The sequence below is a fragment of the Halomonas sp. genome (assembly GCF_029263665.1).
In the GTDB taxonomy this organism is placed as follows: Bacteria; Pseudomonadota; Gammaproteobacteria; order Pseudomonadales; family Halomonadaceae; genus Halomonas.
This window is the reverse complement of sequence record NZ_JAJUFQ010000013.1, coordinates 98,766-110,940: the sequence shown is the minus strand read 5'-3', so window position 1 is coordinate 110,940 and position 12,175 is coordinate 98,766. Positions and strand designations below refer to the sequence as shown.

Annotated in this window: 14 protein-coding genes; 1 reads left to right on the top strand and 13 read right to left on the bottom strand. The window is 59.5% G+C overall.

Going from position 1 to position 12,175, the window contains the following annotated elements:
• Positions 1-5: 5 nt before the first annotated feature.
• The 7 genes from Q1K07_RS13850 to Q1K07_RS13820 all read right to left on the bottom strand — a co-directional run bounded on the left by Q1K07_RS13850 (position 6) and on the right by Q1K07_RS13820 (position 4,890).
• Positions 6-1,355: a FliI/YscN family ATPase gene (locus tag Q1K07_RS13850; protein WP_300311890.1), complete on the bottom strand. Its 1,350-nt coding sequence runs from the start codon at positions 1,353-1,355 to the stop codon at positions 6-8.
• The gene (sctL, locus tag Q1K07_RS13845; RefSeq protein ID WP_300311888.1) at positions 1,352-1,999 is read right to left on the bottom strand and encodes a type III secretion system stator protein SctL; all 648 of its coding nucleotides are present in this window, start codon (positions 1,997-1,999) and stop codon (positions 1,352-1,354) included. The genes Q1K07_RS13850 and sctL overlap by 4 nt, the downstream gene beginning before the upstream one ends.
• Positions 1,996-2,679: a hypothetical protein gene (locus Q1K07_RS13840; protein ID WP_300311885.1), complete on the bottom strand. Its 684-nt coding sequence runs from the start codon at positions 2,677-2,679 to the stop codon at positions 1,996-1,998. The genes sctL and Q1K07_RS13840 overlap by 4 nt, the downstream gene beginning before the upstream one ends.
• Complete coding sequence (gene sctJ / locus Q1K07_RS13835; RefSeq protein WP_300311882.1) at positions 2,676-3,470, bottom strand: type III secretion system inner membrane ring lipoprotein SctJ; 795 nt, start codon at positions 3,468-3,470, stop codon at positions 2,676-2,678. The genes Q1K07_RS13840 and sctJ overlap by 4 nt, the downstream gene beginning before the upstream one ends.
• A 45-nt stretch (positions 3,471-3,515) precedes the next feature.
• Positions 3,516-3,926, bottom strand: a complete 411-nt coding sequence (locus Q1K07_RS13830; protein WP_300311879.1) for a hypothetical protein — start codon at positions 3,924-3,926, stop codon at positions 3,516-3,518.
• 125 nt (positions 3,927-4,051) lie between these two features.
• Positions 4,052-4,237: a hypothetical protein gene (locus Q1K07_RS13825; protein WP_149285697.1), complete on the bottom strand. Its 186-nt coding sequence runs from the start codon at positions 4,235-4,237 to the stop codon at positions 4,052-4,054.
• Positions 4,238-4,311: 74 nt separating this feature from the next.
• Positions 4,312-4,890 (bottom strand): hypothetical protein, encoded by a 579-nt coding sequence (locus Q1K07_RS13820; protein WP_300311875.1) that lies wholly within the window; start codon positions 4,888-4,890, stop codon positions 4,312-4,314.
• A 213-nt stretch (positions 4,891-5,103) separates the two neighbouring features.
• Here Q1K07_RS13820 and Q1K07_RS13815 point away from each other — a divergent pair, with 213 nt between their 5' ends.
• On the top strand, positions 5,104-5,880 hold the full coding sequence (locus Q1K07_RS13815; protein WP_300311873.1) for a tetratricopeptide repeat protein: 777 nt from the start codon (positions 5,104-5,106) through the stop codon (positions 5,878-5,880).
• Between the two features lie 20 nt (positions 5,881-5,900).
• Here the strand turns inward: Q1K07_RS13815 and Q1K07_RS13810 are convergent, their stop codons facing one another.
• From Q1K07_RS13810 to Q1K07_RS13785, 6 genes are all read right to left on the bottom strand, one after another.
• Positions 5,901-6,242 carry a hypothetical protein gene (locus tag Q1K07_RS13810; protein WP_300311870.1) on the bottom strand — a complete coding sequence of 114 codons (342 nt, stop codon included), beginning with the start codon at positions 6,240-6,242 and terminating at the stop codon, positions 5,901-5,903.
• Positions 6,243-6,362: 120 nt separating this feature from the next.
• Complete coding sequence (locus Q1K07_RS13805) at positions 6,363-7,721, bottom strand: type II and III secretion system protein family protein (RefSeq protein WP_300311867.1); 1,359 nt, start codon at positions 7,719-7,721, stop codon at positions 6,363-6,365.
• 244 nt (positions 7,722-7,965) lie between these two features.
• Entirely contained in the window at positions 7,966-10,128 is a 2,163-nt protein-coding gene (sctV, locus tag Q1K07_RS13800) for a type III secretion system export apparatus subunit SctV (RefSeq protein WP_300311864.1), read from the bottom strand.
• Positions 10,125-10,460: a hypothetical protein gene (locus Q1K07_RS13795; protein WP_300311861.1), complete on the bottom strand. Its 336-nt coding sequence runs from the start codon at positions 10,458-10,460 to the stop codon at positions 10,125-10,127. The genes sctV and Q1K07_RS13795 overlap by 4 nt, the downstream gene beginning before the upstream one ends.
• Positions 10,457-10,888, bottom strand: coding sequence for a hypothetical protein (locus Q1K07_RS13790; protein WP_300311858.1), 432 nt, complete (start codon positions 10,886-10,888; stop codon positions 10,457-10,459). Before Q1K07_RS13790 ends, Q1K07_RS13795 begins: the two co-directional genes overlap by 4 nt.
• Before the next feature lie 32 nt (positions 10,889-10,920).
• Complete coding sequence (locus Q1K07_RS13785; RefSeq protein WP_300311855.1) at positions 10,921-12,093, bottom strand: EscD/YscD/HrpQ family type III secretion system periplasmic domain-containing protein; 1,173 nt, start codon at positions 12,091-12,093, stop codon at positions 10,921-10,923.
• Between the last annotated feature and the right edge of the window lie 82 nt (positions 12,094-12,175).

Genomic DNA, 12,175 nt, shown 5'->3' with positions numbered 1-12,175 from the left:
CTCTTTCATGACAGGATCTCGTTCATGCGTTGCAGAGTGTCGTCCAGGCTGCTCACTTCTCCACTGGTCTGGCGCAGGAAGGCCTCGATGGCGGCATGCTTGTCCACGGCCTCATCGGTACGTGCATCCTGTCCGCGGTGGTATTCCCCGACCTGCAGTAACAGCTCGACATCCTGGTAGCGTGCCATCAGGTCGCGTATGCGACCGGCACGATGGCGATGGTCGCTGCTGGCCACGGTTTCCATCAGGCGACTACGACTGGCTAGTACGTCGATGGCGGGGAAGTGATCGCGTTGTGCCAGGTCGGCGCTCAGTACGATATGGCCATCGAGAATGGCTCGGGTTTCCTCTGCCACAGGGTCAAGGGTGCCGTCACCTTCGGTGAGGACGGTATAAAGTGCGGTGATGCTGCCCTTGGTGCCGGGCCCGGCACGTTCCAGCAGGCGTGGCAGCGCGGCGAACAGTGACGGGGGAAACCCCCGACGTGTTGGCGGCTCACCCGCTGCCAGGCCAATTTCACGCTGGGCTCGGGCGAAGCGTGTGATGCTGTCGACCAGCAACAGCACATCACGTCCCTGGTCGCGGAAATATTCGGCAATGCTGGTGGCCACCATCGCCGAACGGGCGCGTTCGATGGCTGGGCGATCCGATGTGGCAACGACGCATACCGTGCGTCGGCGTGCCTCGGCATCCAGTTGTACTTCCAGAAGTTCACGCACTTCACGGCCACGTTCGCCGACCAGCCCCAGCACGATGACATCCGCTTCACTGCCACGCACGATGGCGGAGAGTAGGGAGGACTTGCCGACACCCGGCTCACCGAAGATGCCCAGGCGCTGGCCTCGCGCCACGCTGAGCAGGCCATCGATGGAGCGAATGCCCAGTGTCAGAGGGTGCTGGATCAATTGACGCGATAGCGGTGATGGAGGCTCGCCATGTACCGGATAGTCGCTCAGAGTTCCGAGAGGAGGGGGCGGCAGGCCATCCACAAACTCTCCGAGAGGGCTGACAACACGTCCGAGAAGCGCTCTGCCGACAGGAACGTTCTGCGGCGCACCGGTGGCGATGACTTCGGCTCGCGTCGACATTCCCTGCAGGTCGCCGATGGGGGACAGCACGGCGGCTTCTTCCTCGAAACCGATGACTTCAGCGGCAACACGCCGCCCACTGAGAGGATCGCGTAGATAGCACAATTCACCGATGCCGGTACCTTCGACGCTGGCATGTACCAGTTGGCCGAGAATTCTGCGTACCCGGCCACGTACGGGGCGTAGTTCGGCCTGTTCCGCACGCTCACCGAGACGTGGCAACAGGGCATCGAAATCGATATCGGGTAGCGGCTTGCTGGGGCTCATGCGGATCTCCCCATGCTGCCTGTTCCGCTCTCATGGCTGTTTCTATTTCTATCAGCCCCGTTTGCAGAACCGGGGGCCAGGGCCTCTCTCAGGGCGTTCAGTTGGGCCTCCAGTCCCACATCGACGACGGCAATGGGGCTGACCAGCAGACACTGGCCTGGACCCAACTGAGCATCTCCTTCGACCCGGCAGGAAGGGCTGTCCTGTCGTTCATCTGCCGCCAACTGGGCCGAGACCTCGTTGACACGCTCCGGGGCGACCCGCACCGTCACGGCCATATCGTGACGGTACTCGACAAGCGCCTGGCGCACGCAGCGGGCAATCAACTCGGCATCGTCGAATTCGCCCAAGATCCTGCGTACCATTTTCAGACACAGCTCGGCCATGGACTGATCAAGCCCAGCAAGATATTCCTCGACTCTTTGAGTGGTGTGGGACAAGAGTTCTGCCGCCTGGGCTTCGCCATCGCGACGTCCTTCGGCAAAGCCTTCGGCGTAGGCTTTTGCGGTCGTCTGTCGCGCTTCCTTTTCGACATCGCTGGCATGTTGCCGGGCCTGCTCGATAAAGGCATAGCCATCGACCCATGCCTGGGCTTCCCGTGCCTTGAGGATGATCTTGCCTGGACGTGTCGGTAGCTCGTTCATGGCGTCAGCTCCCCGCGTTTCAACATGGCCGAGGCGGCACGACGCACAATATCGATGCCTTTTTCACGCACCGATGGCGCGATCTCCAAGCCGTCTGGAGACGCCTCTCGAGATGTCCCTTGAGCTTGAGAAAGGCGCCGATCATCTGCGATGCCTAGGCGCAGCCAGTCGGCCAGCTCTGTCGGCTGACGCGACAGCCAGACGGCGAAACATGCCAGGCCATCACGCTGTACCGCGTGAGCCAGTGCATCGTCATCAACATGGGCATTACCAGTGTCGACGATGGCCAGCTCGCGATTGGCCAATGCGGCCAAAAATGGCGCTTCACCGAAGCGTTCCTTTAGCGCGACCACCCTCGGAGCGCGGATCTCGCGCACGAAGAGCGGGGCATGGCAGATCATGCCGCAGTGACGCACGAGATCGCTTCCCGCATCGGGGGATAGGCGGAACAGAGCAATATCTTCCTCTGCCGGCACCGGTAACGCGGCAGGAGGCGTCAGCTTGTGTTGCGCAATCAGGCGCTCGACCAAGCGTTGCTTGAAGCGAGGGTGCTGTGCCAGTGCTGTCTGGGTCGCTTCATCCGCCACGTCGCCCAGCATGGCGCTCAGCCAACGCAGCGCAACACTACGCGCCGGTGATGCAATGAAGTCCTGCCAGGTGTCCGGTACGGCCGAACTCATGGTGGTGTCTCCAGCTCATAAGGGCCGCGCCGCCGCTGATGCCACAGTATCCAGCCGAGGGCCGTGGCCAGGCCCAGCACCAGGACCAGCAGAGTACCGAAGATCCAGCCGGCCCGCGCCACACTGGAGGCTGGCATGGCGATACCCAGGAAAGAGCTCAAGGTCATGGTGGGCGCGCCTTCAGCGATATCCAGGGACACCGCCGCAACCGGAACGACCGAGACACTGTCGTATTCGAGACCGGAAATGCTGTTGGCCACCAATGTCTTGATCTTTGGGATCAGCGGATTGACATCGAGGGTCGGTGAGTAGCGTATGAACACCGAGGCCGACGAGGGAGTGCTGTTGCGTTCGAGCAGGTCGTTGTCCGGCAGCACGACATGGACACGCGCCGAGAGGATGCCATCGATCTGGGATACGGTATGGGACAGTTCTTCACTGAGCGCGTAAACCATCTGGGCGCGCTCCTGCACCGGTGAGGACACCAGGCTGTTGCTTTCGAATACTGTGCCAAGATTGGAGAACTTCTGCTGCGGAAGGCCCAGCCGATCGAGAATGCTGACTGCTTCAGCGAAGTTGTCCTCATCGACGGTCACGCTCATGAGGCCGCCCTCCTGAACGACACGTTTTGCCGGGATGCCATGGCGCGCCAGACTGGCGACCATGATATTGGCCTCACGCTCGTTGAGGTCGGTGTAGAGCTCGGTATCGCAGGCCTGCAGCAGCAGCGCCGTGACCACCACCAACAGCAGCTTGAGGACGCTCGGGAGCGTTACCTTCCGGGGTGACATGTTTTGCATGGAAACAGCTTGCATAGACGAGATGTAAGCCAAGTGTCACTGTCCTCGCAGCAGCGTTCGGAAGGCGCCGGAAGTCTGGGACGCGCAGGACGACATCAGCTTCATCAACGTTGCGTGGTCGAACATGGCGGTCAATGAGTTGAGCATGCGATCGAACTGCATGTCGCCAAGTCCCTCTGCGTCACTGCCTGGCACGCTGGCACCGGAAGGCGCATGTCCGGCTCGCTCTGCTCGCAGAGCGCTGGCAAAGCTCTGCGCCTGTTCAATGGGGTTTTCCAAGGCATTCATAAGGTTGGACCCCAGTTCAGCCGGTGTCGTCGCCTGCAGCGTCGTTCCCTGCTGGCCGGCAATATGCTCGAACAGGTTCTGTGAGGTCAGGTTTTGCATACCTGCCGCATTCGGAGCACTCAATGGAGTGGCACCTGCCTCTGTCGCGGGAATCATCATCAACGCTCCTGAGTTGTTGAAAAGTGACCCGGGATTCAAGCGATTGCCATGCAATCGCTTGAATCCCTGGCGGCGTAAGGTTGTGTAAGAAAAGTGCCTGCATTCGCCGACTTTTCAGACAAACCCTAGCCTTCGTCCTTGAGCATGTCTCCGGCATATTCCATCAACTGCGTGGAAGCCAGAGAACCGATGGCCTGGCCAACGATCTGCTGGACTCGGGCATTCTCGGCAGCCTGCTCGAAGGCTTGCTGTTGATCCTGGGCCGATGTCTGATCGGCACCAGCCACGTTTGAAACTTCTGGTGTTGCCATATCAACCTCCTTTGCCTTTGGTGATGTGATTAAAGACGCTGCGATTGAAGGTGTTGCTTAGTTCCACGTTGCTGTCATTCGGCAGGACTGGGAGCAGTACTGCCGCGAAACACTCTTACTTCACCGCGGCCCGATGCCGCCGGGCTGCGCAGCCTTTCGATATTGCGTGCGATACTTTCCAGCCAGGCATCCATGCCCCAAGCCTGCAGTGTCGAGCCATCTTCTGTCAGCCTAGCGCGTAATGGCTCACCTGTGCCGCTATTGTTAATATCTTCCATCAATTGCTCGCCATTGACCCTGGCCAGATCGAAGGTCCTCTGGCTCAGTTCCTGGCGAGTCGCGATGTGCAATACGCCACCATCGAAATACCAGGCCAGGTCATTGGAGGCGCAGACCTGTTCCAGAAACTCGCGCGCAGTGGTGGCCCTGATTTCTCCCTTGACCTTGCCTCTGACATTGCGGGAAACCTCGACAGGAAGCGCCAGGTTTCTACCGAACTCCTTCAGTACGTCACGTACATCCTGTTCGACGATGATGTAGTGATAGTCTCGTGTCATCCATCCGCTTTCTCCTTGCACCTGACCTTCAGGTGTCTGAGGAGCTGCCTGAGTGGTAGTGGATATCGCCACTGCGATCAGGCTCGCGAACAGCATCTGCGTTATCAAGACTCCCTTTTTTTCAGGGTGAAAAAAGCACTGTGATCTTTTTCGTTTCGGCATCATGTGGTTCAGGGATCCTGCCAATGGAACGCTAGTGTTCCTAATAAGTATCTAGTTGACGTGATTGCAATTGAATGACTCAATACCCGCGGTTATTGGGTGTTTTCGAAAAACAACATGCCATGTCTTCATGACAAGGAGTGCCTGATGCGTTGCTGCGTACGCTTGTCCATCCCTATGCTGTGTTCGTTGCTGGCGGCTTGTGCTTCCACGCAGAGTGCCGAAGAGTCTCGCCTGTTGAAGCTGGCGGACGATATTGCTGCACACGGTGACTATGCCACTGCTGCGAGCATGTACGAACGCGCTGCCGAAGTGCCGGGCGGGGATGGTGTCGATATTCATGTGCGCCTCGGTGATGCAAAACTCGCCGCTGGTGACTTCCAGGGCGCAGTGGATTCATATCGGGCTGCGCTGAAGCAGGACATCAACAATGCCGACGCCTTGTTTGGCCTGGGTAGTGCCCAGTTGCGCCTGGGCAAGGTCGAAAGTGCAGAGCGTAATCTGCGCCATGCGGCACCCAAGATTGATACCCCAGCGGCCTGGAGCCGACTGGGAGCCGCCCAGGCGCTATTGGGACAAGGCGATGCATCGGTGACTGACTTTTCCCGTGCCGTGGAGCTGGCACCGGATGATCCTGACCTGCAGACCAACCTTGCCGTGGCCCAGGCATTGGCAGGGCGGGGGAACGACGCTGTCGCTCTGATGCGTGATGTCACGGCTTCCCCCTTGGCAGAAGAGCGCCATTTCCGCAGCCTGATTCTGGTTCTGGTGATGGCGGGGGAGGACGCCCAGGCGCAGAGCATCCGAATTCCTGACATGCCGGTTTCCCGCCGCCAGTCGCTGATCGAGCGAGCCCAGCAGATCCGTGACATCTCCACGCCCAGCGAGCAGGCGCGAGCCATCGGGCTTGCCATGAACCAGTAACCGAATCCGCTGCTCATCGACTACATGTCTCCTGTGGTGACGTAGCTGGTCGAACCGCGTGCTTCTTCGCCAACGCGATCTCGCCGTATCCTGCTCTGTTCACGATCGGTGAGACGCTCGCGAGCGGCAGTGGCCACCGGCCCCGCCTGTGCAGGCCCCATTTCCCGCCCCACCAGCAGGTCCTGGGGGCGTTCCGCCATGTACTGCAGGTTGAGGTCGTTGGCACAGCCTGAAGGCAAGGTCATGATGCCATTGGTACCGGTCGGCAAGGCGCAGGTGTTGGGGATCAATGCCATGCGCTGGGTCTCGGGGTTCTCCGAATTGATGACTTCGGTCGTGCGATAACCTGTCTCCCAGGACATCGGTCCCATTGACGAGGAGCAGCCGCTCATCAGCACGGGCAGTACAAGCCCTGGCAACACACACCTTGGCAAGAGCCTGATCCACATTGACGATTTACTTGAATGCGTCATTGCCACTCCTTACTGCAGATAGAAGCCGAAGGGGTCATCCCTGACCTGCAGGGGAGGCGCCATATCATTGACACGCACAGCACCATTGCTCACGCGTGCTTGATCCAGCGGTGTCCTGTACGAGCGTCCTTCGACCGGCGTTACGACATAAGGCGTGATGAGGATGACCAGTTCGGTCTCGTCACGCTGGAAACGCCGGGAGCGGAACAAGTTGCCGAGGATCGGCATATCGCCAAGCACAGGAATGCGCTCGATATCGTTGGAGGCGTTGCGCTGGAACAGGCCGGCAATGGCGAAGGTCTGACCACTGCCTACTTCAACAATGGTGTCGGCACGCCGCACTTGAAGCCCTGGCACGCTGGTACCTGCGATCTCGATACCTTCATTGGTCAGGCTGCTGACCTCTGGGCGCACTTCCAGCGAGATGCGGCCATTGGGCAGCAATACCGGCGTGAACATCAACGAGACACCGAACTGCTTGTACTCGATGCCGACCAGCTCGTTACCCGCCGGTACGGGAATGGGGATTTCGCCACCGGCCAGGAAACTGGCGGTTTCGCCCGTCTTGGCGGTGATGTTGGGTTCGGCCAGGATCTGCAGCAGATTGTTTTCCTGCAGGGCCTGGAGCAGACCATCGACACTGTCCATGCCACTGCCGATGGTGCCGAAAGAGGCGTTGGCCATCGAGCCTGGGAAGACGCCCAGGGAGAATGAACCGTTGTTGATCAGTGCGCTCCAGCTGACCCCATACTGCAGCAGTTCTTCACGCGCCACCTCGGCAAAACGAACGCGCAGATTGATCTGGGTCGCACCGTCGTAGGTGGTGTTGTTCAGCATGCCGCCATTCTCTGGCGTGTGGCTTTCCAGCGTGGACTGGGTGGCCATGGCACCTTCGATATCCTGGCTCTGGCCTTCGGCGATCAGCTGATTACCGGCCATGCTCAGGCGGATCTGGCTGTTGTTGTCAGCGGAATGCAGGGCACGATTGGCACCTTGATCGCCATCGCTGACCATCAGGCGCATGGAAGCCTGGGTCTGTTCGTCACTGCTGAGCGCAATCAGGTTGGTGTCGCCATGGCGCTTGCCGAACACATAAACCACCCCGGGTGACACGACTTGAACATCGGCAACCTCCGGGTTGGCAACGAACACGGAAGCGACATCCTGACCAAAGCGCAGGATACGGCCTTGCCCGGTTTCCAGAGACAGTGCTGACTCTGATTGGGCATGCGCATGGCCAATGAATGCCAGCAGCAGCATCAGCGGCGTCATGACTCGCGTCATCGCGCAGTAGAACAGGTGGACTAGCGGTGGCGTCGTGGTGGGACGACGTGCCATCAAGGGCATTATGGACGTTGCTTGCGTCACAGGTTGGCTCCATGCAAGACATTGCTTTTAAAGCATTGTTTTCAAAGTATTGTTTTCAAAAACATTGTTTTCAAAGTGTTGTTTTCAAAGCGTTGTTTTGGAAAATGTTGTTTTCAAAGTGCTGTTTTTAACCTGGTGCTGCTGACATTTGCTCCTGGTGTTTGTCTTCCAATGCCTTGTTGTTGAAGGTTTTTTATCCCCATCAGCGCACTGCTCCGGAGTGAGTCATCATGATGGCGTTGTGCTACTCCCTGGAGGCCGCTGTCGAAGAGGCGCTTCCCTGGGCCGATACCGTGGGCAGGCGGACCTGGGCCAGCGCCTGGAGGTTGAATTCTGCTGCGATCTCCTGCCAGGACATCACAGGAAGGTCCAGGTGGTGGCGATTGACCCATTGCTGCAGGACCGGGCGTACGTCGCTGGAAGCGACGATCACTGGGGACACATCTGCGTCCAGCTCGCTCAAGCGGTGCTGGAACCAGTTGTTCAGTGAGCGAGACAGTGGCACCGGCAGGTTGCTGGTCCTGGGAGTACCGTCGTTGTCGCGCAATGCCGAGCGAATCGTTTCTTCCAACTGACGGGTGATGACCCAGGCGGGCAGGACGCGGTCATTGCGCGCATAGCGGTGGCAGATCTGACGTGCCAAAGCACCACGAATCCGCTCGACCAGTCGCCCAACACTTTGCTCCTGCGCTCCCCAGGTCACCATGGCTTCAAGAATGGTGCGCAGTGCACGCAAGGGAACACCTTCTTCCACCAGGCGTCGCAGCACATCGGCCATTTTCTGCAGGGATACGACACGGACCGCTTCGCCGACCAGTTCGGAGTAATCCTGTTCCATCTGCGACAGCAGAGAGCGTGTCTCCTGGATGCCGACGAATTCGCCTGCATAGCGAGTCAGGACGCGCTCAAGGCACTGGCACAGCACCTGTTGCGGTAGCTGGTAGCCGATACCTGCTTCGTCGAGCAGTGACTGCGACTGGGCATCCACCCAATGGCTCGAGGCGCGGCTGGTTAGCGAGGGACGGCTGAGGTATTCGACTTCAAGCAGTTCCAGGTGCATGGGGTCGTCATCAAGCAGTACATGGCCGGCAGGAACTTCCCCTTCCAGTACGGGAACTTCATCGAGTTCGATCGCCATGCCCTGAGCTTCACGGAAAGCATCACTGCGTACGCCAACGGCAGGGATGTCGATGCCGAGTTCACTGGCGACACGCTGGCGTGTGGCGTCCACTACGCCACGCAGGGAATCGAGGGGGATTTCCTCGGCCAGAGCCGATCCCAGCGACACGACAAGCCGGTGCTGGGTGGTTGGCAATTGTTGACCCGAGGCCAATGCTTCTGCGCCAGAAGCAGAGGGCTGAGTGCTGTCAACGGAGGAGGAGGGAGCCGATGATTCGCCACTGCTGTCTTCTGGATGATCCCGACGGTAACGCCGCCGTACCCACCATGCGGCCAGGCCGAGTCCGGCAGCCAGCACCAGAAACACGCCGGTGGCAAAGCCGGGAATGAAGGCGGCGAAGAACATGATGGCAGCTGTCAGCCCCAGGGCGCGGGAATTGCTGCCCAATTGCGTCACGATCTCGCTGCCCAGGTCGCCGGCTTGATCGGAGTTCACTCGGGTGACGACAGTACCGGCAGCCACGGCAATCAACAGGGCAGGAATCTGGGCGATGAGGCCATCGCCGACCGTCAGTAGCGAGTAAGTGTTGACGGCCTCGCCAAAGGGCATGTCGCGCTTGAGCATGCCGATCAGCAAACCACCGATCAGGTTGACGCACAGAATCACCAGGCCTGCGATGGCATCACCCTTGACGAACTTCATTGCCCCATCCATCGAGCCATAAAGTTGGCTTTCTCGTTCGAGGCGGTTGCGCTTGATACGAGCCTGCTCCTGGTCGATGTGGCCATTGCGTACATCGTTGTCGATGCTCATCTGCTTGCCTGGCATGCCATCGAGGATGAAGCGTGCTGCCACTTCAGCAACTCGTTCAGCCCCTTTGGTGATCACCAGGAACTGGGCCACGGTGATGATCAGGAACACCACCAGACCGATGACCACTTCGCCGGCGATGACGAAGTTGCCGAATGCGGAGACGATCTGGCCGGCATTGCCTTCCAGCAGGATCAAGCGTGTCGTGGTGATCGAAAGGGCCAGGCGAAACAGTGTGGCCAGCAGAATGATCGGCGGTAGCGAGGAGTACTCGACGGGGTGGGAGATGTAGAACGCCACGATCAGAATCAGCAGGCTGAAACCAATATTGATGCCGATCAGGGCATCCACCAGGGAGGTGGGCAGGGGAATGATCATCATGACGACCGCCAGCACGATGAACATGGCGATGATCACATCACTGCGTTGCGCTGCTCTCTGGGCAATGCTGTTGAGCCTGGACAGTACTCGGTTCATGCATCCTCCCGGAGCTGCAGATAATCACGGAAGCACTGGCGAGCATCATCGGCCTGACCAGCCACCCACAGTGCGCGGCTCTGTAGCAGTCGTTGAGTTGGCGTGGGGCCCTGCAGATATTCGAGACGGCCTATGGCATCGAGCGCGCGCGGAGCATCGCCGGTGCTAATGAAAGCCTGAGCCAGGCTGTGCAGAATGCCGGAGTGCGTGGGCAACATATGTGCAGCGAGCAGCAGCAGAATCAGGCCACGCTTGCGTTCTCCGCCTTTCACGTAGAGATGGCCCAGCAGATGCAGCAATTCGGCGGCCTGACGGTCGTCGCTGTCGTTCATACTTGCTGCTCCTCACTATGCGCCTCGCCATGTTCATCACCATGTTCATCACTACGTCGCACTTCCCACTCCAGGCGCATGCCGATTTCTTCATTGATCAGCTGTATCGCCAGATCCGCGATGTCACCGCCACCTGCCAGTTCGCTTTTCATCACTGGCAGTACCTGGTCCGCCACGTACTGAAGCAGCTCAATGGTGCGTTCAGCACTGTAGCGTGCAGGGTCATCCAACGTCGGAGAGGTCGCCTGGGCCAAGCGTGCGCTCAGTGAATCCCCTTGTCGTTTTGCCGCGTGATTGCCCACCACTCGGGTGAAGATCGTTTCTCCATCCCCAGCGGCGGGCTTGATCGCTCCGCTTTCCCGAGGATCTGCTACGGCCTGATCATGAAGGCGGTAGCTGTTGATATCGCGATCGGCACTGACTTTCATGGCGTCATGGACTCACTCATGGGGGCATGGGCTTACAGTGTCAGGAACATCTCATCCTCGCCTCGGCGCAGGGTGAGTCGATCATTGGCAATCTCGGCAAGTACCCATCCCTGCTGCAAGGCGGCGCCGGGATATAGACGCTCTCCGTTGTCGCCGATGACATAGGGGTTGTCCCCCAGCCACACGGCCTGGAAGCGGAAGTCCGGATGGTCGGGTGTGACACCAGGCATGGCATTGCTGATCAGAACCTGGCGGCTGCCATAGCTCTCGTCGAACCAGCGTTGCACAGCCTGCCAGTCAGCATGCTGGTGCGGTGCGAACTCTCCCGATACGACCAGGTGATTGCCTGCATCCTCTACCTGCAGGTCGTTGAGGCCAGCTTCCGTCAGCCGGTTCTGCAACGCCTCGGCAGGTGACCGGCTCAGGTCGGCCAGCATTAACGTGGCATCTGCTGTCTGAGGGTGCAGCATGGCGGTTGTCTGCAGGGCTGTGGCCGTAATCGTGGCGCCTGCCTTGCCGCCAGCACCGAAGAATCCAGCACCGAGCACGCTCAGCACCACCACTGCCAGCACCGTGGCAATGGCATTGCGCTTCAGGTGTGTGGCATCGCGCTGTTGGGATGAACGACGCGGCAGCAGACGCTGCAAGCGCGCACGCCAAGCATCGGATAGCGGTATCTTGGCCAGCCAGCCACTGACTGTCAGGGCGGCTGCAGCCAGCGGGCGTCGTAACGGTGCCAGGCCCCGTTGCGATAATGTTCGGCCCTTGGCCAACAGGGCGGGTACGCTCTGGCGCGTGGCTCGCCAGGCAGGCTCAATGGTCTCCCACACCAGACGCATGATGGGAGGCAAGGACAGCTCAGGTTGGGAGAGCTGCAGCTTGGCATCCCCCATTTCGAACGTGACCGGCAGATTGGTGCGCCATCCGGTTCCTTGTGTGAGCACCTTGCCTCCGACGGTGACATCGCCACCGGTCGCTTCGATGGCGACCATACGGGCATGGAAGCGCAAGGTGACATGCTCGGCTGCAACGCCCGTATCGCTGAGCATCACATCCGACTGGGAAGAGGAACCGATCCGGCAGACGGGTTGTTCCACCGGAATCGTCACACCCCGATGAAAGCCGTCCGTCACCTCCAATGTCGAGTACACGTCGGTAACCGGAGCGAACAGAGAACGAAAGGATGTCATGAAGGCAGTAGACATGAACGTGTACCTAACCCAACACCCCCCTTGCCGGCTGCTGTCATGCCTCGACAGCAGCCGGCAAGGGGAATGAAACGATTGT